The 26,673-nt window shown below is 45.2% G+C and carries 30 protein-coding genes; 9 read left to right on the top strand and 21 right to left on the bottom strand.

Annotated elements, in window-relative coordinates; translation table 11 throughout:
* Positions 1-29 precede the first annotated feature (29 nt).
* The 4 genes from ccpA to P402_RS0105070 form a co-directional block, all read right to left on the bottom strand.
* Positions 30-1,040, bottom strand: coding sequence for a catabolite control protein A (ccpA, locus tag P402_RS0105085; protein WP_026827713.1), 1,011 nt, complete (start codon positions 1,038-1,040; stop codon positions 30-32).
* Between the two features lie 157 nt (positions 1,041-1,197).
* Complete coding sequence (locus P402_RS0105080) at positions 1,198-2,283, bottom strand: bifunctional 3-deoxy-7-phosphoheptulonate synthase/chorismate mutase (protein ID WP_026827712.1); 1,086 nt, start codon at positions 2,281-2,283, stop codon at positions 1,198-1,200.
* A 125-nt stretch (positions 2,284-2,408) separates the two neighbouring features.
* On the bottom strand, positions 2,409-2,975 hold the full coding sequence (locus tag P402_RS0105075) for a YtxH domain-containing protein (RefSeq protein WP_034769743.1): 567 nt from the start codon (positions 2,973-2,975) through the stop codon (positions 2,409-2,411).
* A complete protein-coding gene (locus tag P402_RS0105070) occupies positions 2,975-3,544 on the bottom strand; it encodes a DUF948 domain-containing protein (RefSeq protein ID WP_026827710.1) in 570 nt (189 codons plus the stop codon). Before P402_RS0105070 ends, P402_RS0105075 begins: the two co-directional genes overlap by 1 nt.
* 140 nt (positions 3,545-3,684) lie before the next feature.
* On the opposite strand from P402_RS0105070, the gene P402_RS0105065 reads away from it, so the two are divergent.
* The gene (locus tag P402_RS0105065; RefSeq protein WP_026827709.1) at positions 3,685-4,797 is read left to right on the top strand and encodes an aminopeptidase; all 1,113 of its coding nucleotides are present in this window, start codon (positions 3,685-3,687) and stop codon (positions 4,795-4,797) included.
* A gap of 53 nt (positions 4,798-4,850) precedes the next feature.
* Here P402_RS0105065 and P402_RS0105060 read toward each other — a convergent pair whose 3' ends face one another.
* From P402_RS0105060 to P402_RS0105030, 7 genes are all read right to left on the bottom strand, one after another.
* A complete protein-coding gene (locus tag P402_RS0105060; RefSeq protein WP_026827708.1) occupies positions 4,851-5,291 on the bottom strand; it encodes a Dps family protein in 441 nt (146 codons plus the stop codon).
* A 115-nt stretch (positions 5,292-5,406) separates the two neighbouring features.
* Entirely contained in the window at positions 5,407-5,922 is a 516-nt protein-coding gene (locus P402_RS0105055) for a DUF2179 domain-containing protein (RefSeq protein ID WP_026827707.1), read from the bottom strand.
* 171 nt (positions 5,923-6,093) lie between these two features.
* Positions 6,094-7,389: a UDP-N-acetylmuramate--L-alanine ligase gene (gene murC, locus P402_RS0105050; protein ID WP_026827706.1), complete on the bottom strand. Its 1,296-nt coding sequence runs from the start codon at positions 7,387-7,389 to the stop codon at positions 6,094-6,096.
* Between the two features lie 78 nt (positions 7,390-7,467).
* Positions 7,468-8,355, bottom strand: a complete 888-nt coding sequence (locus tag P402_RS0105045) for a hypothetical protein (protein ID WP_026827705.1) — start codon at positions 8,353-8,355, stop codon at positions 7,468-7,470.
* 37 nt (positions 8,356-8,392) lie between these two features.
* Positions 8,393-9,001, bottom strand: a complete 609-nt coding sequence (ytpR, locus tag P402_RS0105040) for a YtpR family tRNA-binding protein (RefSeq protein WP_026827704.1) — start codon at positions 8,999-9,001, stop codon at positions 8,393-8,395.
* Positions 9,002-9,054: 53 nt separating this feature from the next.
* Entirely contained in the window at positions 9,055-9,852 is a 798-nt protein-coding gene (locus tag P402_RS0105035) for a DUF1444 domain-containing protein (protein WP_026827703.1), read from the bottom strand.
* Positions 9,853-9,906: 54 nt separating this feature from the next.
* Positions 9,907-10,215 carry a thioredoxin family protein gene (locus P402_RS0105030; RefSeq protein ID WP_026827702.1) on the bottom strand — a complete coding sequence of 103 codons (309 nt, stop codon included), beginning with the start codon at positions 10,213-10,215 and terminating at the stop codon, positions 9,907-9,909.
* 178 nt (positions 10,216-10,393) lie between these two features.
* Here P402_RS0105030 and P402_RS0105025 point away from each other — a divergent pair, with 178 nt between their 5' ends.
* A complete protein-coding gene (locus P402_RS0105025; protein ID WP_235188822.1) occupies positions 10,394-10,630 on the top strand; it encodes a hypothetical protein in 237 nt (78 codons plus the stop codon).
* 99 nt (positions 10,631-10,729) lie between these two features.
* On the opposite strand, the gene P402_RS0105020 is transcribed toward P402_RS0105025, so the two are convergent.
* Positions 10,730-11,746 (bottom strand): PTS transporter subunit IIC, encoded by a 1,017-nt coding sequence (locus tag P402_RS0105020; RefSeq protein ID WP_034769739.1) that lies wholly within the window; start codon positions 11,744-11,746, stop codon positions 10,730-10,732.
* A 134-nt stretch (positions 11,747-11,880) separates the two neighbouring features.
* Positions 11,881-12,951 (bottom strand): M42 family metallopeptidase, encoded by a 1,071-nt coding sequence (locus P402_RS0105015; RefSeq protein ID WP_026827699.1) that lies wholly within the window; start codon positions 12,949-12,951, stop codon positions 11,881-11,883.
* A gap of 120 nt (positions 12,952-13,071) precedes the next feature.
* On the opposite strand from P402_RS0105015, the gene P402_RS0105010 reads away from it, so the two are divergent.
* Positions 13,072-13,374 carry a PepSY domain-containing protein gene (locus tag P402_RS0105010; RefSeq protein WP_012371126.1) on the top strand — a complete coding sequence of 101 codons (303 nt, stop codon included), beginning with the start codon at positions 13,072-13,074 and terminating at the stop codon, positions 13,372-13,374.
* A gap of 59 nt (positions 13,375-13,433) precedes the next feature.
* On the top strand, positions 13,434-13,790 hold the full coding sequence (locus P402_RS0105005) for a DUF1304 domain-containing protein (RefSeq protein WP_026827698.1): 357 nt from the start codon (positions 13,434-13,436) through the stop codon (positions 13,788-13,790).
* A 65-nt stretch (positions 13,791-13,855) separates the two neighbouring features.
* Here the strand turns inward: P402_RS0105005 and P402_RS0105000 are convergent, their stop codons facing one another.
* Positions 13,856-14,371, bottom strand: a complete 516-nt coding sequence (locus P402_RS0105000) for a hypothetical protein (RefSeq protein WP_026827697.1) — start codon at positions 14,369-14,371, stop codon at positions 13,856-13,858.
* A gap of 115 nt (positions 14,372-14,486) precedes the next feature.
* Entirely contained in the window at positions 14,487-15,128 is a 642-nt protein-coding gene (gene trmB / locus P402_RS0104995; RefSeq protein ID WP_026827696.1) for a tRNA (guanosine(46)-N7)-methyltransferase TrmB, read from the bottom strand.
* Positions 15,129-15,303: 175 nt separating this feature from the next.
* Here trmB and cydS point away from each other — a divergent pair, with 175 nt between their 5' ends.
* The 3 genes from cydS (at position 15,304) to budA (ending at position 17,993) form a co-directional block, all read left to right on the top strand.
* Complete coding sequence (cydS, locus tag P402_RS17250) at positions 15,304-15,405, top strand: cytochrome bd oxidase small subunit CydS (protein WP_426353925.1); 102 nt, start codon at positions 15,304-15,306, stop codon at positions 15,403-15,405.
* 163 nt (positions 15,406-15,568) lie between these two features.
* A complete protein-coding gene (alsS, locus tag P402_RS0104985; RefSeq protein WP_026827695.1) occupies positions 15,569-17,263 on the top strand; it encodes an acetolactate synthase AlsS in 1,695 nt (564 codons plus the stop codon).
* 16 nt (positions 17,264-17,279) lie between these two features.
* Positions 17,280-17,993 carry an acetolactate decarboxylase gene (gene budA / locus P402_RS0104980; protein WP_026827694.1) on the top strand — a complete coding sequence of 238 codons (714 nt, stop codon included), beginning with the start codon at positions 17,280-17,282 and terminating at the stop codon, positions 17,991-17,993.
* 290 nt (positions 17,994-18,283) lie between these two features.
* Here budA and P402_RS0104975 read toward each other — a convergent pair whose 3' ends face one another.
* From P402_RS0104975 to pepV, 6 genes are all read right to left on the bottom strand, one after another.
* The gene (locus P402_RS0104975) at positions 18,284-19,087 is read right to left on the bottom strand and encodes a phosphotransferase family protein (protein ID WP_026827693.1); all 804 of its coding nucleotides are present in this window, start codon (positions 19,085-19,087) and stop codon (positions 18,284-18,286) included.
* 51 nt (positions 19,088-19,138) lie between these two features.
* The gene (gene pulA / locus P402_RS0104970) at positions 19,139-21,298 is read right to left on the bottom strand and encodes a type I pullulanase (RefSeq protein ID WP_026827692.1); all 2,160 of its coding nucleotides are present in this window, start codon (positions 21,296-21,298) and stop codon (positions 19,139-19,141) included.
* A gap of 39 nt (positions 21,299-21,337) precedes the next feature.
* Positions 21,338-22,192, bottom strand: a complete 855-nt coding sequence (locus tag P402_RS0104965) for a hypothetical protein (RefSeq protein ID WP_235188821.1) — start codon at positions 22,190-22,192, stop codon at positions 21,338-21,340.
* Between the two features lie 25 nt (positions 22,193-22,217).
* The gene (gene thpR / locus P402_RS0104960; protein ID WP_026827690.1) at positions 22,218-22,730 is read right to left on the bottom strand and encodes an RNA 2',3'-cyclic phosphodiesterase; all 513 of its coding nucleotides are present in this window, start codon (positions 22,728-22,730) and stop codon (positions 22,218-22,220) included.
* Positions 22,731-22,735: 5 nt separating this feature from the next.
* The gene (locus tag P402_RS0104955) at positions 22,736-23,881 is read right to left on the bottom strand and encodes an MFS transporter (protein ID WP_026827689.1); all 1,146 of its coding nucleotides are present in this window, start codon (positions 23,879-23,881) and stop codon (positions 22,736-22,738) included.
* Positions 23,882-23,971: 90 nt separating this feature from the next.
* Complete coding sequence (pepV, locus tag P402_RS0104950; protein WP_026827688.1) at positions 23,972-25,369, bottom strand: dipeptidase PepV; 1,398 nt, start codon at positions 25,367-25,369, stop codon at positions 23,972-23,974.
* Positions 25,370-25,675: 306 nt separating this feature from the next.
* Between pepV and P402_RS0104945 the strand changes: the two genes are divergently transcribed.
* Positions 25,676-25,894: a DeoR family transcriptional regulator gene (locus P402_RS0104945; RefSeq protein WP_012371138.1), complete on the top strand. Its 219-nt coding sequence runs from the start codon at positions 25,676-25,678 to the stop codon at positions 25,892-25,894.
* A 110-nt stretch (positions 25,895-26,004) separates the two neighbouring features.
* The gene (locus tag P402_RS0104940) at positions 26,005-26,637 is read left to right on the top strand and encodes an SDR family oxidoreductase (RefSeq protein WP_026827687.1); all 633 of its coding nucleotides are present in this window, start codon (positions 26,005-26,007) and stop codon (positions 26,635-26,637) included.
* The last annotated feature ends 36 nt before the right edge of the window (positions 26,638-26,673 follow it).

The raw sequence follows: 26,673 nt of genomic DNA, 5'->3' as shown, positions 1-26,673 counted from the left end.
ATTGAAAAAGAACAGACTTTTTTGCTTCATCAAGAACGTGTAGAATCACGTTTTTCAATCCGGTGTGGTAACGTTACATCATTTGTCTCAATTTCTTCTTTGTTAAGAATCTTCGTTAGTAAACGCATCGAAACTGCCCCGATATCATACATCGGTTGAACGACCGTCGTCAGTTTCGGACGAATCATCGTCGCAAGACGGGTATTATCATGTCCGATGACTTCAAAGTCGTCTGGAACTTGATGACCGGCGTCTTGAAGAGCGTGAATGACACCAAGCGCCATTTCATCCGTCCCTGCAAAAATCGCACGCGGACAAGCATCGCCGAGTTCAAGTAATTGATTCATCGCCTTCATGCCTGAATCGTACGTATAGTTTCCAAGGACAACGTTTTGCTCATCAAACGGTAAATTTGCTTCTTCCAAGGCGCTCCGGTAACCGGCAAATTTCTTTTCTCCGTTAATCTGTTGTTCAAGTGGACCTGTAATGAATCCGATCCGTTTATGACCATTGTCAATCAGAGATTTTACAGCATCATGCGCAGCACTTTCGTAATCAATATTAACGGCTGGAAGATCATAATCTTGATTTAAAGTAGCCGCCAACACGATTGGAACAGGAGATGTTTTAAATTCACGGACAAGATCTTCGTGAAGACGTCCACCCATGAAGATGATTCCATCCACTTGTTTACCAAGTAACGTATTCAACAGATGAATTTCTTTTTCAGGATTTTGATCCGAATTACATAAGATGATATTGTATTTGTACATCGTTGCAACGTCTTCAATTCCCCGTGCTAAATCTGCAAAAAAGATATTTGAAATATCCGGTACGATGACACCGACAGTCGTCGTTTTCTTACTGGCAAGACCTCGTGCGACTGCGTTCGGACGGTAGCCGAGTTGATCGATGGCATCCTGTACTTTTTTCCGCGTCGACGGTTTGACGTTCGGATTTCCATTTACTACACGCGAGACGGTCGCCATGGAGACGGCCGCTTCCCGGGCTACATCATAAATCGTTATATTACTGTTCAAAACAAATTCCTCCTTATTTTAGACAACCATTTTGTTTTCATTCTTGTTTTCATTTTTAGGCAACACGAAAGGAAGACAGGAAAAGATAACTTTCTTTTCCCATTCTTCCCTCATTGTAAAACGTTCTCATTCGCTAAAGAACAGCCTTTTTAGAAAATCATTGAACGTTTAGTGCCGGAAAAGTAGAAGTCAGATTCTCGATGAACGAATCGAACTCATTAAAATCTAGTTGTTGGTTCGCATCCGATAACGCAAGCGCCGGAAACGGATGGACCTCTACCATAACGGCGTCTGCTCCGATGGCATATGCTGCTTTTGCAGTCGGAAGAAGTAAATCTTTACGGCCCGTCGAATGGGTCACATCCACCATGACCGGAAGATGTGTTTCTTGTTTTAGAATCGGAACGGCAGAGATATCGAGTGTATTGCGGGTCGCCCGTTCATACGTCCGAATTCCGCGTTCGCATAGGATGACCTGTTCATTCCCGCTTGCCATGATGTATTCAGCAGCGTACATGAACTCTTCAAGTGTAGCCGATAAGCCCCGTTTCAACAGAACCGGCTTGTTCGTTCGTCCTACTTCTTTCAACAAGTCGAAGTTTTGCATATTGCGGGCACCGACTTGAATGATGTCCACATAAGGCAGAGCTGACTCGACTGCGCTTGGTGTCATGATTTCAGTGATGACATGAAGACCATGGGCATCAGCTGCTTTTTTCAACATTTTTAATCCGTCTAATCCAAGACCTTGGAAATCATATGGTGATGTCCGCGGTTTGTAAGCACCGCCGCGCATGAAGCGGACACCATGTTTCGCAAGTTGTTCTGCCACCTCAAAGACCTGTTCCTCACTTTCGACCGCACACGGACCTGCAATTAATTGTTGGGAACCGTCACCAATCACATCATCCCCGATACGAATGATCGTATTCGTCGGTTTTTGTTTTCGAGACACCAACAACTTCCGTGTTCGATCCTCTCCTTGAAGTTCAAGCGAGGCTTTGAAAATTTCTTTAAATACGTGCTGTAGGCGTCCTGTTTCAAATGGACCATGATTGCTCGCTGCAATCGATTCAAGCATCTGACGTTCACGGACCGGATCATACCGATCGATTCCCTGGGCACGTTTTACTTTACCGATTTCAACCGCTATTTCCCCTCGTTTATTAATTAACGCCAGCAACTCAGCGTTCACTAAATCAAGTTCATCCCGTAAACGTTTTAATTCTGCATGTTGATCCATTCTTCTACCACTCCCTAATCAGCATATAGCTCGTAATAGCAACTAATTATAGCGAACTCTTGTGAAATTGTACATAAATAAAGCGTACTCACTATTTAAAGTCAGTGAGTACGCTAAAAGGTTGCTTATTTTTTAGGTTGTTTTTCATGACTTAATTTGGACTGGGGATCATTGTCCTCGTCTTCTGTATCTTCTTCATTCTCTTCCCCTTCGAGATCTTCACGTAATTCAGATAGCTCGGCAACCGTTTCAGTATCAAGTTGTTCCGCTACTGGAGCACCGTCCACTTCGTCACCGATTTCACGTTCGATATCACGGACCAATTGTTCCGCCTCTGCAAGTGCAGCATCGATGCTCGATTGGTCTTTTTCAAAACCAGCGTATTGTGCCGCTTCTTGAACGGTAGGATTCTTTTTCGCTTTTTCAATGACAGGTGCTGCTTTATCTTTTGCTAATTGAATCCATTCTCCTACGAGTGGTTCTGCTTTTTCACGAACGACTTGCGTCTGTTCGTTCAGACGTTGGCGCGCTGGTGCTGTCCGCTCATCGAGCATTCCACGCATTTCACGGCCTGATTTCGGACTTGATAATAATGCTGCGGCTGCACCGATTAAACCACCGACGATGATACCAGCAAGGAATCCGCCACCTTTAGAAGTATCTTGTGTTTGGTATGGATGTTGTTTTGTCATTATGAACGATCTCCCTTCAACTCATCTGGAATACTCTCGACATCCGGGACAGAAACGACTTCCGGTGTGACCGGTGTTTCTGCTTTTTTACGGAAGCGGCGACGCGGTTTCTTTTCGACTGTCGTCGTAGCCGTTGTCGAAGATGAAACTTCTTGGCCTGGTTCAGGCTTATTTTTCTTAAAGAGTTCAACCGCGACTGATCCCCAACGGACGGCTTGTGCGATTTGTTCTTTGTTTGTATCGGCAGCACCTGCGACCGTGTCAGATACAGTCCGAACTGAATCTGTTACTTTATTGAGCGATGTCCCCAATTCTTCGATTGAGTTCGCAACCGGTGCAAGCAATTCTGTTTTTTCTTCAATCGTATCGACAAGACGGTTTGTTTTGTGTAACAACGCTGTCGTCTCCATCATGATACCGTCTAATTGACGTTCGAGCCCTGCTGTTGTATCAGCTACGTTGTTAAGTGTCTTACCTGCTGCGCTCAATACGCGTGCGAGGAAGATGACGAGTACTACGAATGCAATCGCAGCAACCAATCCGGCAATTCCGCCTAATGTAATTTCCATGGTTCGTGCCTCCAATTTCTTTTGCTAGTGTCTAGTTGGTAGTTCGACGTAGAAGCAATGGTTCCTGCTACTCCAAATGGTTTATTTCCGTTACAATGATAAATGAAACCTACATACATCATTTTGAGGAGGAACTTTTCATGCGTGACCCACGTCTAACACAACTCGCAACGAATCTTATCAATTATTCAGTAGCACTTGCTCCTGGTGAAAAAGTCTTGATCGAGAACTTCGGAATTGAACGTGAGCTTGTCGAAGCGCTCGTTGATGCCGCTTATGAAGCCGGTGGTCTTCCATTCGTCCTCTTAAAGGATAACCGCGTGTTACGGAAATTGTACCGCAATGCGTCGGAAGAACAACTTCAATTGATGGCGGACATCGAACAAAAACAAATGCAGGCGATGGATGCTTACATCGGTCTACGCGCTGGAGACAATATCAACGAACTTTCCGACGTACCGTCTGACAAAATGAAGCTGTACGGTAAAACACTCGGCAAGATGCATACCGAAGATCGTGTCAAAGGCACGAAATGGGTCGTGTTACGTTTCCCGACGACTTCAATGGCGCAACTGGCAAACCAGTCGACAGAGGCTTTCGAAGATTTTTACTTTGATGTCTGTACGCTTGATTACGCTAAGATGGGTGACGCAATGACGCCTCTCGTCGATTTGATGAATAAAACCGATCGTGTTCGTCTCGTCGGACCTGGAACAGACCTTGCTTTCTCAATCAAGGACATTCCAGCAATCAAGTGTGCCGGCAATGCCAACATTCCGGACGGAGAAGTCTTTACAGCCCCGGTCAAAGATTCGATTAACGGTACCATCTCTTACAACACGCCTTCTCCGTATCAAGGATTTACATTTGAAAACGTCACATTGACGTTCAAGGACGGAAAAATCATTGAAGCGACAGCAAACGATACGGAACGGATCAATCAAGTATTTGATACAGATGCCGGCGCCCGCTTTGTCGGAGAATTCGCAATCGGTGTCAACCCGTTTATCCAGCACCCGATGAAGGATATCCTGTTTGACGAAAAAATCGATGGTAGTTTCCACTTTACACCCGGTCAAGCATATGCCGAGGCCTACAATGGAAATGACTCATCCATCCACTGGGATTTGGTGAACATTCAACGTCCTGATTACGGCGGCGGAGAAATTTGGTTTGATGATGTCTTGATTCGTAAAGATGGTCGATTCGTTTTACCTGAACTCGATGTCTTGAATCCTGAAAACTTAAAATAAGGAAAAACGGACGGCTCATTCCATATAGGATGCAGCCATCCGTTTTTTTCGACTTATTTTTTTAATGTTGCGCGCAACATCCAAATTTGTTTTTCAATTTCTTTTGCTTGTGCCAGCAAATCGTCTTCCACCGTCACGTCCTGCGATTCAAGATGTACGATTGCATCCAACATTTCCTTACGAATCTGTTGGAAGTCGCTGATGACTGACTCGACCATTTCATCTGCTGATAAACCTGGTTTGGCTTCTTCAAGCGTCGTTTGCTCCAAATATTCCTTCAGCGTTGCAGAAGGCATTCCATTGTTCATCAACAAACGCTCTGCCACGACATCGTATTGTTCCGAAACCCATGTGTATAATTCTTCAAGCTTTACATGTAACGTCAAGAAATCAGGACCTTTAATGTACCAGTGGTAGTTATGGAGTTTTACAAACAGCACACCATAGTTTGCCACCTGTTGATTTAAAGCCGTCTTAGCATGATTACTAATCATTATCGATTTCTCCTCTCATAAAACTGTGTTTTGTTCTATTTCATCTTTATCCTTAAATAACAAAACTTAAACATGATTTCATGAGAGATTCTTCGAGCGTCCAGTATGAAATTCCTTACTGGGATCGTTTCAATCCTTTGAGCATATAACCGCCTTTGAAATCAACCGAGTCAAAAGCGACAAGAAAAGCTTTCGGTTCATACTCCTCGACCAGGTTACGTAACACTTTCATTCTTGTCCGAGCTGCCAGTACGTCCAGTCGATAGCGAATTCCGTCACGACCTTGACCTTGATAATGTGTGACTCCGAATCCATTATCCCGGATGACTTGAATCAACTCTGCCGGAAACTCCTGTGTGTGAACTTGAATCATATTGTATCCAATCGCCAGCTTCCGTTCGACGAATCCTCCAATCAGAATACCAAGACCGAATCCAAGAGCGTAGACAATCATTCCGACTGTCGTCAAGTCACGGAATACGATACCGAGCGCAAAGATATAAATCAACGTTTCAACCGTTCCTAACACACCTGCAATGATTGTTCTTCCTTTGACGAGCATGATGGTACGTAATGTCAAAACAGGTACGTAAATCAGCTGTAACAGTAAGATGAGTAAGATTTGTCCCATGACGTCTTTCCTTTCTAAATAACATACCCCCACTATTCCAAAAATCAATTCAAGATGCAATCAAAAAATTACAACATCGTGCATCAAAATCACTTCAGCTTTTTTGTTTCACGAAACTGACAAAAAAAGACGCCGACAAATGAATGCCAGCGTCCGTTTCTACTCAGGATGTTATTTCGTGTTTTCGTACTGGTGTTGATACGTTTGAATGTCTCCCGCTCCCATAAAGAGCAGCACTGCATTTTCATGTTTACTTAAAATTGATACATTATCCCGTGTCAAAATATCAGATCCAGATACTTTTTCTTGTAAATCTTCTACACGGACTTGACCTTCTTGCTCACGTGCCGATCCAAAGATTTCACAAAGATAAGTGGCGTCCGCCTCGCGTAACGATGTCGCAAAATCATCCATGAATGACTTCAAGCGGGTATACGTATGCGGTTGGAAAATCGCTACGACTTCACGATCCGGATATTTCTTGCGTGCTGATTCAATCGTCGCACTGATTTCTTTCGGGTGATGCGCATAATCATCAACAAGAATTTGCGAACCGAAAGTTGATTCACTAAAACGACGTTTAACTCCGCCGAATGTAGACAGACGTGCTGCGACTTCGTCTTTGTTTAGTCCTTCGTACTGGCAAATCGCGATGACAGACAAGGCATTTAAGACATGGTGTCGACCAAAGCCAGGAATCAGAAACGTCCCGTAGAAGTCATCCCGAAGATACACGTCAAACGATGTTCCATCTGGAGTCGACGTTGCATTTTCTGCACGGAAATCATTGTTTTCGCCAAAACCATAATAGAGAATCGGAACATTCGCCTGAAGGTTTTGTAGATGTTCGTCATCTCCACAAGCCACGATTGCTTGTTTAACCTGCATCGCCATCTCCTGGAATGCGGATACGACATCATCAATGCCCGTGAAGTAATCCGAATGATCAAAATCGATGTTCGTCATGATCGCATAATCCGGTTTGTAGTATAAGAAATGTCGTTTGTATTCACACGCTTCAAAGACAAACGCCTTTGCGTCTTCAACGCCAGCACCGGTTCCGTCACCAATCAAGAATGCCGTCGGTGTAATGCCACTTAAGACGTGTGACAGTAAACCAGTCGTCGATGTTTTACCATGCGAACCGGTAATGGCGACAGACCGATACTCATCTGCTAAATACCCTAAGAAATCATAATAATGATAAATCGTTAAATCCAGTTCCTTTGCCCGAGCAATTTCTGGATGATCATCCCCAAAAGCATTTCCTTGGATGATGACTTGATCTTCTTTAATGTTTTCCGCACTAAACGGGAAAAACGGAATTCCTTTTGCCCGCAAGGCATCTTCTGTAAAAATATGCTTGTCAATATCAGAACCTTGTACTTGATGATTCATTTCATGCAGTACTTGGGCGAGTGCACTCATCCCTGTTCCTTTAATCCCTACAAAATGATAGTTTGTCATATATGAGCCCTCCAATTCACGTTCCGGTCCGTACCATCGGGCTTGGGTACAAAACCTGTACCATTATAGCAAACCGACTTATTTTTTACCATTTAAATTATTTTGCTCCCGACGTGCACGATACATGGCCATCAAGTCCTTCGTCGTCATCACGACGTTTACCGGCGGACCAACCGGTTTTTTGATTTGAACCGACTGATTCGTCAGCGCTTCTTCGGCCACACTATTTTCTTCTTTGATTTTATCGACTAACTCATTTTCAGCAGAGTGCAATTCTTCTATCTGCGTGACCGGCTCTTCCGTTTGAGAATCAACGTGTACAACACCTGTTGATAACTGGACGATTTCCGTATCTTCTTCATGAACAGATTGATCTTCCAAAGTCATCTCAGGCTTTTCTTCCACATGACTCTCCGCTGTTGCTTCTTCAATCGTATCTTCTTCGCTGATTTCTTCTGTAACAGGATCTTCCGTTACTTTAACAGTATCGTCTGCTGCAGGAAGATGATTTTCAATCGCCGCCTGTGCTTTGACTTGTTCTTCCGAAACATCGTCTAACGGAGCATTTTCTTCGATTGTCGGTTCTGGAACGAGGATATCTGAATCTGTCGTCGGTACTAAGCCAGCATCCGCTTCGGTTAGATCCGTCTGTTCCATCGTCTCGATCCGCGACTCTTCGTTCAATTCCTCTGCCTCATGTTCAAGCGACTCTTCTGATTTTTCCTCTTCATGCACACTTGAAACACCGACTTCAGATTCGTCCGAATGGATTTCCTCTTGGATCGACCGTTGCTTTCTAGGTCGTTGGAATCCGTAAATAGGCGATGGAACATCCGTCAACACGAAACGATCTTCACGCTCTTCTTTTTTAGGACGTTCGACGGGTTTTGTTTCTTTTTCGCCTGCTAATTCACGTCGAATTCGTGCTGCCTGTTCCTTTAACGACTGTTCATAACGACTGCTCATTCCCTCACCCCTCCATCTTGTTAAAAAATCGGCCGAATTATCGACCGATTAAAAATGCTTCTCCCGTTTTCGCAGTATCTTCAAGGACAAGAATTCCTTTTTCCTGCGGTGCATCCGGCAATGCGAGTTCCCGTGCAGAACAAAGCATTCCGCTAGAAGCCACTCCACGTAAAGCGGACGGACGAATGATTAACCCAGACGGCATGACGGCGCCAGGTTTAGCGACTACTACTTTTTGTCCGGCAGCAACGTTTGGTGCCCCACAGACGATTTGCAGTGTCTGACCATCCACTTCTACTTGACAGACCGACAACTTGTCCGCATCTGGATGTTTTTCAGCAGATGCTACAAATCCCACTACGAATTTAGGTGAATAATCAATTTCACGCGCTTCGAAATCGATTCCATTTTCTCCTAGTACGCGTTGAACCGTTTCAACAAGTTTCGGTGTCAATTCGACCGGTCCTACAGCATTCAATTCAAACTGCTTTGATGCTTCGAAGATGTTATAGCCAATGACGTCTTCGCCATGGAAAATCGTTGCTACATCGCCTTTTCTTTCGGCAGTGATTTCAGCGCGTGGTGCATCTGCTAAGATGACCATCAAGACGTCTCCGACACCTTCTTTATTATAAAAAACATTCATGCAATCCATGACTCCCTTCAAACTTTCTCACAATGCCTATTGTAGCAGATTATTCAACTTTTCGGATGCTTGTTTTTTGCAAGGACGAAGACCGGTTCCAGTTTACCTTCTTCGTACATGAATGGAAGTGCCGTTACCGGAACCCGTCCATTCGTGAAGAAGTCAAACATTAATTGTTGTAAAACATCGTATCCTGCGTCGTTTCGAATATCGGCAAAAATCAGTACATCCTGATGCGGAATCCCGACTGCAAACTCTCCTGTCATTTTTTCGGCATAATCGCTCAATAATTGTTTATTTAAGACACGACTCGCTTCATATCCGTCACCCGTACTCAGGAAATAAAAGATGTTCCCGGCTACTTCGTCCATCTTAAAAGGCGCATCCAGTGTTTTTAAATTAAAACGAGCTGCCTCTGACAAATGTTCGGTCGTCCATCCTGCTTGTTGTAACAACTCTTCATCAATCAACCGGTACGTGGCACCTAAATCAAGGGCGTACATGATTTTCGTTTCACCGGTATGGGGGGTACTGATGATTTTCTTGCCGTCTTTCGTCTCATCTGCAAAAGATTTAGCCCGAATGACAGGAAAGACCTGTTGTTCATGACCAATCAGCGAAACCGGTCCCGTCTGTTCCAAAACAGCTTTGATGTATTCGATCGTCTCTTCGACCGCTATCACCCCGCGACGTTTCGCTTTGGCCACAAGTGGATTCAATCCTAGATCGACTCCTGTCCGATCTTGTTTCCGTTCGATACGAAGAACCGATTTTTCTCGATCAAAATAAGTTGTATATTGTGTTGTATCAAATGCCTCAGTGACAAGGCGACGAATTTGTTGTAGTTCCATGAATCCATTTCATCCTTTCCTATTAAAAAAAGCGAGTCAGCGCTCGCTTTTGTCTCAGACTGTTTCTAAAAATGCTGTAACCTGTTCAGGTGTTTTTCGTTCTTTTCCGACATAACGACCCGTCTCTTCATTTTCACGATACGCAACGAAACTCGGGATTCCGAAGATGTCCATTTCCTGGGCAATTTCAATGTGCTGATCACGATCGACGTAATAAAAATTGAATTCACTAAACGTCTGTTCCATCTCCGGCATGAATGGATCTAAAAACCGGCAATCCGGACACCAATCCGCCGAGAAGAGGAAAATCGATTTTTCTTGTTTCGCTTGTTCAAATTGTTCTTTCGATTCTAATTTTTTCATCTGTTACACTCCCTCAATACTTGCTTTTTCATTGGGTTCATCATAGCATATTCGAATGTTTCTGTGCGTTTTGGTGCTCTGTTTGCTATACTGCAACTAGAAAATGTCCTGAAAGGAAATTATTATGACTGATCAACCTGTTAAACATCCTTTCGAACGATTTGTAGGTTTTGTCGGCATGACAAGTTGTCTCCGATATGGATATTCGTTCATCGATTCCGAGCGTAGCCTGCCTCAAATTCTTATTTTTCTTGTGGTCGGATTCGCCATCATCATGTTACTCGAAGCCATCGGGAAACGGCTCGCCAGAAAATTACCAATCGTTCGGATGCGTTACTTGATTCCGCTCTATCTATTGTACTTGTATGTCTTTTTCACAAGTTTTTACTCCAGCTCGTTTGGTTTTTCCCTGTAAGTATACGTATGTAAAGAGAAACAGGCGGTGGATGCGCATCCACCGCCTGTTTCTCTTTCTTTGCCTCTTTCAAAAAGCCAATGAACAAGTATATTCTCATTAATACTCGATTTTCAAATCTCCGTCTTTAATCCGTCCCATGCGATGCAGGGCCCGATAAATCAAATAACTCAGCAGCGCTGGTGCCAGGAAACATAAAACAAAGACAGCTAAATAATACTCCGCTTCAAATCCCATCGTTTTTAGCATCATCAGCGGACCGACAAGTCCGCTTGTCCCCATACCCGATCCTTCAGGATTACTTTCGAGTGTCAACAAAACTGTCGCGAACGGTGCGAGCAGTGCTCCCGCCAGTGTCGGCGGGACAATCGTCCATGGATTTCGAATGATATTACCCACTTGTAACATCGACGTGCCGATTCCTTGGGCAATGAATCCACCAATCCCGTTATCCCTGTAACTGATGACACCAAATCCGATCATCTGTGCCGCACAGCCAATCGTTGCAGCACCGGCCGCCAGTCCGTCAAGACCTAACATGATACCGAGGGCAGCACTTGAAATCGGAGCTGTTAAGGCGAGACCCATGACGGTCGCGACAAAAATCCCCATGATCAAGGGTTCTCTTTCTGTTCCCCACCGGATGACTTCTCCTAAATCGGTCATCAATGTTCCAATCCAAGCTCCGACGTACTTACCACTCACAAAACCGACGAGCAACGTGATGAATGGCGTCAAGATGATATCAAGACGCGTCGTCTTTGAAATCAATTTTCCGATTTCAGTAGCAATGACCGCTGCGACATAACTTCCGGCAGGACCTCCTGCTTCATAACCAAATGCACCGACAGCAACGGCAGAAAACAAAACGAGTGGTGGAGCTTCGAGAGCAAATGCCACAGCCACGCCAATCGCCGGTCCCGTCAGCGCGATTGCCTGTTCCCCGACCGTAACGAGCATTCCCGCTTCGATTCCTCTTGTAATCAACCCTTCACCAATCGTCTTTAAAATTAATCCCATAATCAAAGAACTGAAGAGTCCTAACGCCATATAACTGAGTACTGTAATAAAATATACTTTCGGACTAAGTAAAATCCCTTTTCTTTTTAACAACATGCCACTTCCTTCTGTTTGAAATCAGATTCATTATAACAAACTCTAAAAAAAGGTCATACATTTGTTTTTCATATGACAAGACAGTTAGGACACAAAAAAAGAGGATGCACGAAGGCATCCTTCTTCCATCATCTTCATTTAATTTGTAATGTTGCGAGTGTCGTCGCATCCAGTTGCGTTACAAGTTTCTTGAGCAATTCTTTCGCCGCATCATAGTCATCCGTATGCATGATCGAGGCATGTGTATGAATATAACGTGCAGGAAGACCGACGACCGTCGTCGGAATTCCGTTGTTCGAACGATGAATGACTCCTCCGTCCGTTCCGCCTGCACCGACATAGTATTGATACGGAATCTTGTTTGATTCTGCCGTGTCGAGGACATAATCTGTCATTTCTTTCGATAAAATCATGACGCTGTCCTTAATCCGTAACAATGGCCCTTGACCGAGCTGGCCAAATTCTGTTTTATCCCCCGACGCATCATTGGCCGGTGAGGCATCGACGACAAAAGCAACATCCGGATCAATCAGGTTCGTTGCTGTTTGTGCACCGCGTAAGCCGACCTCTTCTTGAACCGTCGCCCCTGAGAACAAGACGTTTGGATGATCCGATGCTGTCGTCTCTTCCAGCAACTCGATTGCCATGCCGACGCCGTAACGGTTGTCCCAAGCTTTCGCCATGATTTTTTTCGGATTAGCCATCGGTGTGAACGGGAAGAACGGAACAGCCGGAATGCCCGGACGGATACCAAAAGATTCCGCTTCTTCTTTTGAGTCTGCCCCAACATCGATGAACATATCTTTGATTGCCATCGGCTTATTCCGGACTTCATCCGTCAATAAATGTGGTGGTATCGAGGCAATGACACCAGGAATGATGCCGTTATCCCCACAAATCGAGAAACGCTGTGCGAGCAGGACCTGACTCCACCAACCGCCGAGCGGTTGAATCCGGAGCATGCCGTTTTTCGTAATCTGTGTGACCATGAAGGCCACTTCATCCATATGACCGGCAACCATAACTTTTGGACCATCTTCTTGTCCTGTCCGTTTGCCGAAAATCGAACCAAGACCATCCATGACGATTTCATCCGTCACCGGTGCAATCCGCTCTTTCACGAAGCGTCTGACATCGTGTTCAAATCCAGGCGCACCATTTAATTCCGTCAATGTTCGAAACAAGTCTCTTGTTTTTTCATTCATATGTATCGCCCCCTGTTCATTCATTATACAAAATTTTGCTTCAATCACTTAACCTTTTGTTTCTCACTGGACGAATTATTTGGTACAGTAGGAATAGAACCTGTAAGGAGGGGAATTTTAATGAAAAAACGCTATTGGATTATCGGTCTCGCAGCAGCGGTCGTTGCCGCTTTCGCAGTCAAGAAGGCTGTCGACAACAAACAACTCTCTGCCGAGGAAGCGCTCGAAATCACGAAACGCACATTTTCAGCAAAAGGACGTGTCCAAGGTGCATGGATCTCTGCAACACCAGAGGCGTACGCATACGAGTCACGTGACTACCAAAGCTACAAAGGTGGCATCTCGGTCCTTGAAGGTGACGATGAAAAAACGTATCAATTCACAGTTGATGCGGAAACAGGTGCTTTACTCGAATACGCATAATAGACGGACCATACTTCGATCGACGGAGTATGGTCTTTTTTTAAGAAAGGAGCTCCGACATGTCTTTACTCGCTACCTTCTTCGTACTGCTAGTCGCTGTGGAACATTTTTATATCATGGTACTTGAAATGTTTCTTCTATCATCCAAGTCTGCCAAGCGTACATTCGGACTGACAGAAGAGGCTGTCTCGAATCCACAAATCCGGACATTATTCGCCAATCAAGGTCTTTACAACGGTTTTCTTGCTGCCGGTCTGATTTTTGGACTGATTCTTGATTCCCCGGCTGTTCAGTTGTATTTCCTCGGCTGTGTCATCGTCGCTGCCCTTTATGGTGCAGCTACTGCAAATGTCTCGATTCTTTTCAAACAAGGACTTCCGGCCATCATCGCTTTTTTACTCGTTTTATTTGTCTAAAAAAATCCCCTGTCGGTCCCAACGAATCGGGTCGGACAAGGGATTTTCATTTGATTTAAAAAAGATTAACGCGGGTTATCATTACGCTCGTAGATCGGGTTCATGTATTCAGTTGTTGAATACAGACGCGGTACAACAACGTATAGCATGATAGCTGGTACAGCAATGATTAATAACATGAGCAACATCGGCAACCAGTAGACCACTTTTTGGTGCAGGTTATCTGAGTTGCTGTCGATGTATTCTTTGACGCCGTCTACTTTAGCCGCATCTGCGCTTGTAAGTAACTTACCGCTGTCTGCGTTAAAGAAATGGATTTCACGTTTGATCGTGATGAAGATTCCATCACGAACTGTCTCGATTACCGCGATTCCGCCGATAATCTGTTCACCTTTTTCACCAGTGAATGTTTTTGGATCTTCAATTTCTACAGAACCTTTTTTATAGTCGTAATGTGTACTCTTCAAATCCTCGTCAAGTGCTTTTTGCATAGATGACGTATCAATCGCAGCGAATACCGATTGTCCGATACTCAATGCGAGAAAGAGTGCTGTTACGAAGGCTAAGCTTTTTTGCCACATCCCCAATTTCCCCCTTTACCTGTAAATACAGTTCTTCAGTCAACAACATTGTACCAATTAATAAGAAAAAAGTGTGAAAGAAATGCTAGGAAAATAAGAAAACTTTTTGTCTAAATTATTTCGTATACGTTGCTTCCATCCGATAAATCGGTTGACCAAGTGCTGAAAAACGTTCTTCGTATTCCGTTCTGATGTTATTTTCCGGCTCATTGGCATGTAAATCAAGCGACATCCAATCGAATGTCATCCCATAAGCAGACATCGTCATCAGACTGGATTCAAATAATTTCCGGTTATCCGTCTTAAAATGAATCTGTCCTTTTTCCGGTAAAATATCTTCATACGTCGCCAAAAACGTTTTATACGTCAAGCGGCGTTTGGCATGGCGTGATTTCGGCCAAGGATCAGAGAAGTTCAAATAAACACGGGCAACCTCTCCTTTTTCAAAGAAGTCACGCAAGTCTTTTGCATCAACCGTCAAGACACGAACGTTAGCAAGTGGTTCTTCAACCATCTTCTGAACGATGGCGACCGCAACGCTCTCAAATAACTCGATTGCAATGAAGTTGACTTCTGGATACTGTTTTGCCATCCCTGTGATGAAGGCCCCTTTTCCTGACCCGACTTCGATGTAAATTGGATTCTCATTTTTAAATTCATTCGACCAGTTTCCTTTTAAGGCCGACGGGTCTGCTATATAAATGGAGGATTGCTCTTTCATATAATCCAGTGCCCATGGTTTGTGACGTAAACGCATACTGCTCATCCTTTCGATTCTTAAATTATCCGCAGATAAGTTTATCATGATTCGGGTAAATATATAAGATGTTCTTGATTGACGCCAAAAAGAAAGTTCAGCAGATCGTCACTTGAGAATTACTGAGCAATCTACTACACTTACAGTACAAAGTTTCTTGAAGGAGGTTTTAATGATGGATGACTTCTTAATTGCCTGGGGTTCTCCGATTGTCCTTGTCATGGGTGTAGCAGCCCTCTTTGTTTGGGCGACATTCGGGAAAGTTAATGCGGAATAATGCTGACGTGTCAGACATCTTGTGTAAATCACAAGGTGTCTTTTTTAGTTTCTGAACGATTCACCTTGGTTTCTCACTAAAACAGATGTATACTTTTTACGAAACAGTTTTCATATTACAGCTATCGAACAACCAAAACTACTGGTAGAAAAGGAGAATTGTAATGAAAGAAAAACAAAACAGTGAATCCAAAAAATTAGTACAGAAGAAAACAGGGGCCGATTTGGTCGTTGATACCCTCATCGAACAGGGTGTCGATTACATTTTCGGAATTCCTGGAGCGAAAATTGATTCTGTCTTTAACGTTTTGCAAGACCGCGGACCAGAATTGATTGTCGCACGTCATGAGCAGAACGCCGCTTTCATGGCACAAGCAATCGGTCGCTTGACGGATAAACCGGGCGTGGTTCTTGTCACGTCAGGACCAGGTGCTTCGAACCTTGCGACCGGTCTTGTCACGGCAAACTCAGAAGGTGACCCTGTCGTCGCGATTGCCGGCGCCGTCACACGAGCCGATCGTTTGAAACGAACACATCAATCGATGGATAACCAAGCACTGTTCAAACCGATCACGAACTTCAGTGCTGAAGTTCAAGATGCCGACAACATTCCTGAAGTGTTATCCAATGCTTTCCGGACGGCTGAAACGACATCAGGTGCTGCTTTTGTCAGCATTCCGCAAGATGTCGGATTAAATGAAGCAAACGTCACTTCGTTTAAAGCCGTCAAAACACCTAAACTCGGAATCGCACCAGAAGAATGGATTGATGAGACGGCTACATTAATTGAGCAAGCGAAGTTACCGGTCTTATTACTCGGTATGCGTTCAAGCCAACCTCGTGTCGTCGAAGCAATCCGCGCTTTGTTGAAACGTGTCTCGATTCCAGTTGTTCAGACATTCCAGGCGGCCGGTACATTGTCGCGCGAGCTTGAATCTAATTTTTATGGCCGAGTCGGACTTTTCCGAAACCAGCCGGGAGACGCTTTACTTGCTGAAGCCGATCTTGTCTTATCAATCGGGTACGATCCGATTGGGTACGATCCAAAATTCTGGAATCAACCGTCTCAGGAGCGGACATTAATCCACCTCGATCAGATGCGGGCTGAAATTGATCATTTCTATCGTCCTGACCGTGAGCTTGTCGGTGATGTCGCAGCTACCATCAATGCTTTATCAGAACGATTGAATACATTAACATTCCCGGCGAGTTCAACTGAGTTTTTACGTGGTCTTCAACAACGGTTGGAAGAACGGGACATCCCGCCAATCGTCAAAGACTCACCCCTCACTCATCCGCTTTACTTTATGAAAACGTTACGTGAACAAATTGCTGACGATGTAACGGTCACAGTCGATGTGGGCTCACATTATATTTGGATGGCCCGCCACTTCCGTTCGTACGAACCACGTCACCTTCTATTCAGTAACGGGATGCAGACACTTGGCGTCGCATTACCGTGGGCGATTGCGGCGACACTCGTTCGTCCCGGCAAAAAAGCCGTCTCGATTTCGGGAGATGGCGGTTTCCTCTTTTCTGCGATGGAACTGGAAACGGCAGTCCGCTTGAATGCCCCGCTCGTCCATTTCGTCTGGCGTGACAGCGGATTTGACATGGTCGCATTCCAGCAAGAAATGAAGTATAACCGAAAATCCGGTACATCGTTCGGTGAAGTCGATTTAGTGAAATATGCCGAAAGTTTTGGCGCAAAAGGACTTCGTGTCAATCATCCGTCAGAGCTCATCTCGGTCATGGAAGAAGCATGGAAAACAGATGGTCCTGTTATCGTGGATGTCCCGATTGACTACAGCGATAACATTACACTCGGCAAAGAAGTACACTTGGATCAACTGAACTGATAAGGAGATGGAAGCGATGCAACACGAGGATACGTTACTTCAGATTTCGACAATGATGGCTTTACTCGACGGCGTGTTCGAAAGCGAGACACGTTACGAGTCAATTCTTCCCGGACACGATTTCGGAATCGGAACATTTGATCATCTCGACGGGGAAATGATTGGTTTTGACGGTTCTTTTTATCAATTACGGTCGGACGGCAGTGCCCGTCCGCTCGATCCGAAGACGACGACGCCGTTCTGTTCTCTCACACGATTTGTTCCGGAACAGTCATTATCCGTGAAACAAACGATGACTAAAGCTGATTTCGAACACTGGTTAAGTCAGCAGCTGAGTACCGTTAACAGCTTTTACGCGGTACGAATCGAAGGACGATTTTCCGAGGTCAAGACACGGACAGTCGCCCGACAGGAAAAACCATTCCGTCCGATCACCGAAGCTGTCGCGACACAAAGCGCCCGAACATTCGAACAAATCGACGGTACGCTGGCCGGTTACTTTACACCTCGATTCGGTCATGGCATTGCAGTCGCAGGTTACCACCTTCACTTCATCGATCAGGAACGAAGTGGTGGCGGACACGTCTTCGACTATACGGTTCAAGACGTGACAGTCATGTTCGAAGAAAAACCGCGATTGGATTTACGTTTGCCGACGACAGAAGCCTACCGTAAAGCGGATCTCGAAAGTCACGATATTGAAAAAGAAATAAAGATTGCTGAAGGCTAAAAAAAGAGGCTGAATCAAAAAAGAATCACTCGTCTTTCACGCCCTTTCCTCAGGCGAGACACAAGCCCGCTTTCCTGCCTCATTCAGGCAGGAAAGCGGGTCTTGTTTGTCTAAAAGCGCAAAAATGCGCTTTTTCCTGCAGGAGTTGCGTGTAGCGAGTGATTCTTTTTTTACGAGATAAGGGTGGCAGATTATAATTCTGCCACCCTTATCTTTGTAGAGACTGACTTTTGAGTCAGCCCCTTTTTTATCGTTAAAAGCTTGTTGTGTTGAAAGTACATGACATCGATTTAACCTTCTTGGTCCATCTCGAGCAGTTGCGCCAAGAAAAGATAGCTCTCTGCCGCATCAGGATGCACGGTATCTTCATACCAATAAATCGAGAGCACCGCCTGAGCCACGACGTACCAATACATCCGCTGTTTTAAATCCGCCGTCAACGGATGTCCGTAATTTGCAAACCATTCCGGCCAGCACTCTTCGTCGACATAACTGTATAGCATCATCCCAAGATCGTAAGCGCGATCCGCGATGATGGCATCATCCCAATCATTGAGATACAGATGTCCATCTGTTCCGACCAACCAGTTATTATGATTTAAATCCGAGTGGCAGACGACTTGCTCGTCCGTTCTAACGTAAGGTAATTGTTCAGTCAGATAGTCGATTGCCTGTTCAATCAATTCCGGATGTGCCAGTTCAGCAGGTTGAAAATACAGCCGACACTGCCGTAAAAGTTCATCCGGCTCGATTGGACGCTGATCCAACTGTTGTAACATGAACAGCAGTTCCTTCGAGTCATGAATTTTCCCGAGCAACCGGGCGACTTCCGGTCGTTCCATCATTTCCGGTTCCAGTTCTTGCCCCTCAATGAACTGTTGGGCACTGATGACATCACCGCTATAAATCCGCTTCGTCCAAAGCAGCTTCGGTACGATTCCATCCGCTGATAAAATCGCCAAAAATGGCGAGGAGTTTCGTTTTAAAAAGAGTTTTGACTGCCCGGTCGAGGCAATATATGCTTCTCCCGTGATTCCGCCTGCTGGCGTAAGGGTCCAGCCTTCGCCAAGCGCATCTAAAATATCTAATTCCATTATAATCCGCTCAACTTTTTAGTAGATTTGCCTTAAGGCACAATGATTATCTTAACATGTGGCGATCGTTGTTGACAACGGAAGGACCGTGATCTGCGAAACACCCTTTTCAATCGGTGTAACGGATGCTTCGTTTCCATGGACATGGACATTCCATCTCGGATGATCGAGCGCGATTTCAATCTTTTCAAACGTCACATTATGGACGATAAGCGTCCGTTGCCAGGCATCATACGAATGAACGGCCTCCACTTCGTAGGCGATGACTCCCGGATGCATCGGCAAAAAATGCATCAGTTCTTGAACTTGATTGGCTCGGTGCAACCTGAATCCTCCGTGCATTCGACGGATTTGTAAGATATTTTTTAAATACTCAACCATCTGCGCATGTTGATCGCGTAACGTCCAATCCATCCGATTAATCGTATCAGGTGCATTATAGCTGTTTTCGACGCCTTGTTTTGTCCGTCCGAACTCTTGTCCGGCGTGTAGAAACGGAATGCCAGCCGCTAAGAAAATAATCGTCTGAGCCAGTCTACTCATCTGTAACCGTGTCGTTTCCTCCAAATCCGGTCGGGCAAGTGCTAACTTATCGTACAAGGTATGGTTGTCGTGCGCTTCGACATAATTGATTGAATACGTCGGCTCAGGGAAACGTCCGGTCGTTTGACCGTCCAAAGTGATACTACCGGCCATTCCGTTTCGCACTTCACCTTCCCACCAACCGTTACCCGACACAAAACCACAATCCGTTTCATTGAACGTCGAGCCTTTTAAAGCATCCCGGAAAACATCGTTAAAATGACCAATCCGAGGCATTTGCGAAGCAACAGAACTGATTGCCTTTTGACGTTGCGGTAAAGGTGTCGACAAATCCCACCCTTCTCCGTAAACAAGAATCGTCGGATCAATGTTATCTAACGCTGCCCGAACACGATTCATCGTCTCAACGTCATGAATTCCCATCAAGTCAAACCGGAAGGCATCCACCTGAAAACTGTCCGCAAAATACGTCAGGCAATCAACAATCATCCGTCTCATCATGAACCGTTCCGATGCCGTATCATTCCCGACACCTGTCCCGTTAGCAAGTGTTCCGTCCACTTCATAGCGGAAGTAATAACCCGGAACCAGATGTTCGAGCGCGGATTGTTCGCGAATGTAGACATGATTCATGACAACATCAAACGTCACCCGAATCCCTGCCGCGTGAAGCTGTTCAATCATTTCGACATATTCAAAAATCCTGACTTTCGGATCGCTCGGGTCACTGGCATAACATCCCGTCAGTGAAAACCATTGAACAGGATCATACCCCCAGTTATAAGGAAGGCGACTGACTTCCTCTGTCGTCGTAAACAAATGAACCGGCAACAATTGAAGATGGGTCACCCCCAGCTCAAGTAAATAATCGATGCCTGTCGAACGTCCTTCCGGTGAAACGGTTCCTGTTTCCGTCATCCCCGCGTATTGCCCGGGATGATGAGAGCCGGAAGACGGATCAATCGTAAAATCCCGCACATGTGCTTCATAAATGATGGCGTCTGTCGGCTTGATTAACAGCGGTCGTTTCTGTCGATGCGGAAACTGACGGTTGATTTCCTGCTCGACATCAAGCAAAACAGCAAACTGTCCATTTACGCTGACCGCCTTCGCATAAGGGTCGATGACTTCATGTGTTCCTTGATACGTCGTGACCCGGTAACGATACAGGCTGTTTTCCCATGCTCGGGGCACCACCAAACGGTGCGCACCTCGTTCCTGCCGTTCGAAGTCCCGGCTGTCAATTTCGACACCGCCTTGATCGTAACGGATACACTCCAACCGATCTGCCAGCGGTGACCACACATATAAGGAAATCACCTCGGCGTCATAAACGACACCCAAGGGTCCTTCATAACTGTATTTCCGATCAAATAACATCGTTTGTACAATCCGATTCGGTAACACACGGAATCGTTCCTGATCGGGTAAGATGATTTCATAACATCGTTCTACTTCAACCGCCCGGTCGAGCAGCAGTGTCAGTTTGATCGTCCCGTCCGCTTCTTCTCGATTTTCAATGGAGTAGTTCATCGGCTGACCATCACAGACGAGCGAAAAATCAGCTTGTCCAACCAGTGTAGTCGTCTCCATCAGGATAGTTTGAAATGTCACGAACTCAACTGAACACAATCTGACTTGCTGCGTTTCCGATTCATTATTTATCATCTGTTTACGCGACAATCAAACATCTTGCCGCTTCCCTCCCTATTTTTGAATCCGCCCGTTTTCTTGACTGGTCAATGCCATTTGAAAGGTCACCGAAACCGTTTCTTTTAATATCTGTTCGCATACCCGCATTTGAGAAGCTTTTGTATGCACAGCCGACAAATTCATTTTCCGTAGCCAATCCGTGAAGTCCACCTTATTGACGTAAGTTGTCGTCGTCTCTTTCGGAATTTGATCGAAATAACCTTGTGACGCGATGACGACACGCTCGATTGGTAACATGAATTCGGAACCTAGAATCAATCGCAGGATATCCTCCGTCCGCTTTAAGCTGATTAATGGATTGACGATATTTTTCGATGAGGCTTTAAATGGTTGTTCTCGCCATAGTTTATCCCGTTTGATATGATAGATACTTTCTTCTCCATCTAACCAGTCCAGTACATAGATAGCAGAAGGTCCTACGACAAATGGACTGAGTTCGACTTCCCCCTGCTGGTATTGAATGACGGCACGATAAAACATGCCGAACTGATCATTTAAGAGATGCAACATTTGATAGAAGTCAAGATGGCGTCTTAAGGGCAAGCGCCAGATGTCTTCTTCTGTCGCTCCACCTGCCACGTAAATTAATTTTTGGACTTCCACTCGCTTTTTATACCATTTATCAAAAGCTGACTTCGAGATTTGTTTTCCCGGCACCTGAAACATCTCCGGTTTTTTAAAAGGCTGCCACCATTTTTTCGGTCGAATAATCGTTTCACCCGGAAACAGTTCACCCGACTCCCATTTTTTCAAGACGTTCGCATAATCCACCAGCTGCTGCTCTTTGAAACGCTTCGAAACTTCCAGCGGATTTCGTTCATATCGGCTTTCTAAATCATAAAGTTTCATCAATAATGCCAATCATATCACCTCGTTATTTCTTCCCAAATGGAAATCGTGTGTCTGCCTGATACCGCGGCTGACCGTCGGGGTAAATCTGATACAGAACGATTTCTTTGACGATCAAGCTGCCTACAGGTGTGCTTTCGGGTGGATAGAGCGACACTTCTTGATTCCACTTTTTCGCAAGGGTAATGTGTGGAACAAACGGTTTAACCGGATCCGGATCAATCCGTCGGGCAAGCTGAAACAGTTTTTCCTCATACGCTGGTCCGACGGCAAAGACACGAGGCCGTTCGGCTAATCCAAACCGTTCCAGATGATCTAATTTTAACGTAAAAGCAGAAGTCATTTGAGCAATTTCTGTCAATTGACGTCGCCAAATCCTCAACTCGTCCTCTGTTAATGTTCCTAAAAAACGTAGCGTCAGATGATACTCGCCTGATTCGTACACCGTTTTGTAATAACGTCCGAGCGCCAGATGAGCCGCGAATCGCGTCAACGTCTCGTCAGCAGCCGGAATGGCGATAAAATAGTGTTTTTGCATACGGATCACTCCTTGATTTTTGAGCTGACCAGATACAAACAAGCACCTAACAGGCTACTACCTGTATATACCCAAAATACGGCGTAGATGGTCCATTGATCCAGAACAAACCCACTCATTAAATTAAATAAAGCAGTCGCAAGGCCGGTCGTCGTCGCCATATATGTACTGACTGCCGTTGCGACCGTCGAGGGGGAGACGAGCGAGCGAACATAATCGAGCGCGACCGGAATCAGCAAGCCGATGATCAATCCTTGTAACGCCGCCAATAACCAAAGTGTCAAAACGGGCGGTTCAAGCGCTAAGATGCCTGTCCGCAACGCCGACAAGACTGAAACAAAGACCAGAACCGGAATCGGCCCAAACCGCATCATCACACGTGTTGCAATCCGCATGAATGGAATTTCGCATAACACGGCGACAAAAAACAGTGTTCCGACGAGTGCTGTCGATTCACCACGGATCGTCACATAACTCCCGAAATAATAGTTGTTTGCAAAAATCGGTCCAAACACTAAACTTCCGCCTGCTAAAAACAGTAGAAAACGTTTATTCGAAAACAACGATTTCAATGGGATGTGTTCATGCTCGACCGTCGAAACAGGTGTTTCTTCAATTCCAATCAACACAAGAAATCCAAGAACAAGCGCAGCTCCGCTGGCATAAAAAATCGCATCAAGTGATCCTTGTTCCGTCACCTGTCCGAGGATAAAGACAGCCAGTGCAAAACCGGCAGAGCCAAATAAGCGTAGTGCTCCGTAATCGACTGATTTTCTTTTTGAAAATTCGATTGCCAACGTATCGACAAGCGGAATATGTGCACACTGGAATAATGCCCAGAGTGAAGAGATCAATAACAGAAATAAGTAGATGGACGTCAATAAATAACTGATGGTTAATAGACCGGCAGCAAGTAAGGCTACTAACAGTAAACGTTTCGGTCGTCCGAAGCGGTCTGCCGCCATTCCCCAAACTGGTTGTAGGACAATCGATAACACCGGACCTACTGCTACAATCGTTCCGATTTCGGATGCCGATAATTGAAAGGCATCATTGGAAAAATAGAGTGCCAAGTATGGAATCAGTGCACCTTGCCCAAAGAAGATGAAAAAATAAAGAGCTTGAAAATGGTGTTTTTGACGATGGATCACAACCGACTCTCCTTCAAGAATCAATCCCCCTATCACAATGGATTCGGGGGATTCATTTCATTATAAATTATTTTTTAGATGAACCGATGCTTATTTCGCCAATTCGTAAATCGCTTCTGCATAGATGGCGACGGCTAATAACAGCTCTTCAAAATCAACATACTCATCCACTTGGTGCGCCACTTCCGGTCCGCCCGGGAAAACAGGTCCAAATGCGACACCTGCTGTCAACGAACGGGCATACGTCCCGCCACCAATGGCAATCAAATCCGCCTTTTGATTTGTTTGCCGTTCATATACAGCACTGAGCGTCTGGATCAGTTCGTGGCTCGGATCGACGTGATGCGGCGGCATATGTGTGCGTGTCTGAAGCTCGAATCCGTATGCGATCGCAGCTTCTTTAATCAATTGTAGTCGTTCTGTAAAATCGGCACTGTAGGGATAACGGATATTGATCGAAGCTGTCCCTTGCCCTTCTTTATAACGGAAAACTCCGCCGTTGATCGTCAAATCGCCTGTTTCATCAGATGCGGCAACTCCGAGTGCAACTCCGCGTGAATCGCGGAACATGTGCACGATCATCTCGAGATAACGGCGTCCGTTGTAATCCAAGTGGAGCGTATGCAAGAAACGCGCCAAATGCAGGGCAGCATTTTTCCCATTGTCCGGTTCCATGGCATGAGCGGCAACTCCAATGACGTCAAAGACGAGTCCTTCTGCCGTCTCCTTGATTGTACCCGTCACACCCTGCTTCTCCAGATACCGATGGAAATCTTCTTCAATCGTCCCCCGCTCGGCGACATGAACCGTCGCTGTCGCATGACCCGGTACCATATTCGGACGTTCTCCACCTTCAAAGTGAATCAGTTGATATCCTGTATCTGCAGCTTTAACCGGTTTACCTTGAGTAAGCAAACCGTCGTATAATCCCTTTTCTGCATTGATGATCGGAAAATCAGCGTCCGGTGCAAATCCAAGCGTCGGCATTTCTTCATGCTTGAAGTAATGATTCACACACCGCCATTCACTCTCTTCGTCCCCACCGGCAATCAGACGAATCCGTTTCGAAAGCGGAAGGCCTAATTCTTTGACGATTTTCAAGGCATAATACGCCGCCATCGTCGGTCCTTTATCATCGATTGCACCCCGCGCAATCAATTTCCCATCAGCCATCGTCGGGTTAAATGGTCCGTACGTCCAGTTATCCCCGCCCGCTGGTACGACGTCCAGGTGGCAAAGAATGCCGAGTAATTCATCCCCTTGACCATACTCAAGGTGACCGGCATATCCATCGACGTTTTTCGTAATGAATCCATCTCGTTCTCCGAGTGCGAGCATCCAATCGAGTGCACGTTTGACTTCCGTTCCGAATGGAGCTCCTTCCTGAATCGTTGTTTCATCCAGAATACTCGGTATGCGTAATAACTCTTTTAAATCAACTAAAAGATCTTCGCGTCGTGCCATGACTTCTTCTTTCCAATTGACCATTTGACTTCTCTCCCTTATCCGCTAATTCGTTCACCTTTAAGTATAGCGAAAATTTGACAATGACGAACATCCAAAATACTAAATCTTTTGTTATTACGTTTTTAACGAACATTTAAAGATAAAAAACATGTTTCATTCGCCATTAAGCATTGAAAGTTTGTGTTTTTTTTGAAAACGTTCGGTTAAATTACTTGCATTCTATATTAAAAGAGTTATACTAAAGGCGAAACAACTTAATTAATCATCGTCTTTTGTCACCCGAAGCTTTAGAACACTATTCTATCCATTGGGGGAGTGGTTATACCAATGAAAGATTCTACAGACCGTATGTTGACCCGGATTAAATCGATTTATCTCTATATCAATGAGAACGGAGCTACTACGACAGCAGACTTGGTTGAAGAGTTCGGCATTACTTCAAGGACCGTCCAGCGTGACTTGAATGTGCTCGAATATAACAACCTCATTGTAAGCCCAAGACGCGGTACTTGGACATCAAGTAAAAAACAACGACAAGCCGGCTGATTAAGATGTTTCATCAGACTATTTTCTGTTACGACGCGAATCATTCGCGTCTTTTTTTTGTTATTTTTTTTTGAAGCAGGGTATATCTAGTTTGAGAAGGAGATGATGAAATGAATATTTTAATTATTGGAGCAAACGGAACAACAGGGCGGAAAATGGTTGAACTGGTCGGGAAACAAGGTCAGCATCAAGCCATCGCTGTCGTCCGCGAAGAAAATCAAATCAATGACTTGATTGCACTCGGAGCATCTGAAGTACGCCTCGGCGATCTAACGAAAGATGTCACGGATGTCGTAAAAGATGCCGATGTCGTTATTTTTGCTGCTGGTGCAGGCGGTGCTTCCGACGAATTAACACGTGCCGTCGACCAAGACGGCGCCATTAAAGTCATCGATGCGGCTAAAGCAAGTGGGATTGAGCGTTTCTTGATGCTTAGCTCAGTTGGCGCAGATCATCCGCAAGGTGAATTGAAAGTGTATTTGGAATCTAAAGGTGCGGCAGACCGTCACCTAAAAGACAGCGGTCTGGATTATACAATTGTCCGACCAGGTCCACTCAGTTATGATGAGCCGAGCGGTACGATTGAGACACAAGAACACTTCGATTCGTATGAAGGACGCGAAGTCTCGCGAGATGATATCGCGGCTCTTTTCGTCACATTGATCGATCATCCGACTCAAACACGTCAGTTCGAAGTATTAAGCGGTCCATTCCCGATTGCGGAAGCGCTGCGTAATCAATAATCAACAAAGGACGCCCTTCTAAAAGAAGAGCGTCCT

It is taken from the genome of Exiguobacterium sibiricum 7-3, from assembly GCF_000620865.1.
GTDB lineage: Bacteria > Bacillota > Bacilli > Exiguobacteriales > Exiguobacteriaceae > Exiguobacterium_A > Exiguobacterium_A sibiricum_A.
This window is presented reverse-complemented; position numbering and strand designations above follow the sequence as displayed.

Coding starts and splice junctions, on each gene's coding strand:
- P402_RS0105020 (WP_034769739.1), bottom strand. CDS start 11,746: ATGTTGTTAAAAAGAAAAGGGATTTTACTTAGTCCGAAAGTATATTTT.
- pulA (WP_026827692.1), bottom strand. CDS start 21,298: ATGATAAATAATGAATCGGAAACGCAGCAAGTCAGATTGTGTTCAGTT.
- cydS (WP_426353925.1), top strand. CDS start 15,304: ATGGATGACTTCTTAATTGCCTGGGGTTCTCCGATTGTCCTTGTCATG.
- P402_RS0105025 (WP_235188822.1), top strand. CDS start 10,394: ATGACAAGTTGTCTCCGATATGGATATTCGTTCATCGATTCCGAGCGT.
- ytpR (WP_026827704.1), bottom strand. CDS start 9,001: ATGAATGTTTTTTATAATAAAGAAGGTGTCGGAGACGTCTTGATGGTC.
- P402_RS0105065 (WP_026827709.1), top strand. CDS start 3,685: ATGCGTGACCCACGTCTAACACAACTCGCAACGAATCTTATCAATTAT.
- P402_RS0105005 (WP_026827698.1), top strand. CDS start 13,434: ATGTCTTTACTCGCTACCTTCTTCGTACTGCTAGTCGCTGTGGAACAT.
- P402_RS0105080 (WP_026827712.1), bottom strand. CDS start 2,283: ATGGATCAACATGCAGAATTAAAACGTTTACGGGATGAACTTGATTTA.
- P402_RS0104975 (WP_026827693.1), bottom strand. CDS start 19,087: ATGGAATTAGATATTTTAGATGCGCTTGGCGAAGGCTGGACCCTTACG.
- P402_RS0105030 (WP_026827702.1), bottom strand. CDS start 10,215: ATGAAAAAATTAGAATCGAAAGAACAATTTGAACAAGCGAAACAAGAA.
- P402_RS0105070 (WP_026827710.1), bottom strand. CDS start 3,544: ATGGAAATTACATTAGGCGGAATTGCCGGATTGGTTGCTGCGATTGCA.
- P402_RS0105075 (WP_034769743.1), bottom strand. CDS start 2,975: ATGACAAAACAACATCCATACCAAACACAAGATACTTCTAAAGGTGGC.
- thpR (WP_026827690.1), bottom strand. CDS start 22,730: ATGCAAAAACACTATTTTATCGCCATTCCGGCTGCTGACGAGACGTTG.
- P402_RS0105035 (WP_026827703.1), bottom strand. CDS start 9,852: ATGGAACTACAACAAATTCGTCGCCTTGTCACTGAGGCATTTGATACA.
- P402_RS0104945 (WP_012371138.1), top strand. CDS start 25,676: ATGAAAGATTCTACAGACCGTATGTTGACCCGGATTAAATCGATTTAT.
- P402_RS0104940 (WP_026827687.1), top strand. CDS start 26,005: ATGAATATTTTAATTATTGGAGCAAACGGAACAACAGGGCGGAAAATG.
- P402_RS0105055 (WP_026827707.1), bottom strand. CDS start 5,922: ATGGGACAAATCTTACTCATCTTACTGTTACAGCTGATTTACGTACCT.
- P402_RS0105010 (WP_012371126.1), top strand. CDS start 13,072: ATGAAAAAACGCTATTGGATTATCGGTCTCGCAGCAGCGGTCGTTGCC.
- alsS (WP_026827695.1), top strand. CDS start 15,569: ATGAAAGAAAAACAAAACAGTGAATCCAAAAAATTAGTACAGAAGAAA.
- murC (WP_026827706.1), bottom strand. CDS start 7,389: ATGACAAACTATCATTTTGTAGGGATTAAAGGAACAGGGATGAGTGCA.
- P402_RS0105000 (WP_026827697.1), bottom strand. CDS start 14,371: ATGTGGCAAAAAAGCTTAGCCTTCGTAACAGCACTCTTTCTCGCATTG.
- P402_RS0104965 (WP_235188821.1), bottom strand. CDS start 22,192: ATGAAACTTTATGATTTAGAAAGCCGATATGAACGAAATCCGCTGGAA.
- trmB (WP_026827696.1), bottom strand. CDS start 15,128: ATGCGTTTACGTCACAAACCATGGGCACTGGATTATATGAAAGAGCAA.
- P402_RS0105015 (WP_026827699.1), bottom strand. CDS start 12,951: ATGAATGAAAAAACAAGAGACTTGTTTCGAACATTGACGGAATTAAAT.
- P402_RS0105045 (WP_026827705.1), bottom strand. CDS start 8,355: ATGAGCAGTCGTTATGAACAGTCGTTAAAGGAACAGGCAGCACGAATT.
- budA (WP_026827694.1), top strand. CDS start 17,280: ATGCAACACGAGGATACGTTACTTCAGATTTCGACAATGATGGCTTTA.
- pepV (WP_026827688.1), bottom strand. CDS start 25,369: ATGGTCAATTGGAAAGAAGAAGTCATGGCACGACGCGAAGATCTTTTA.
- P402_RS0105060 (WP_026827708.1), bottom strand. CDS start 5,291: ATGATTAGTAATCATGCTAAGACGGCTTTAAATCAACAGGTGGCAAAC.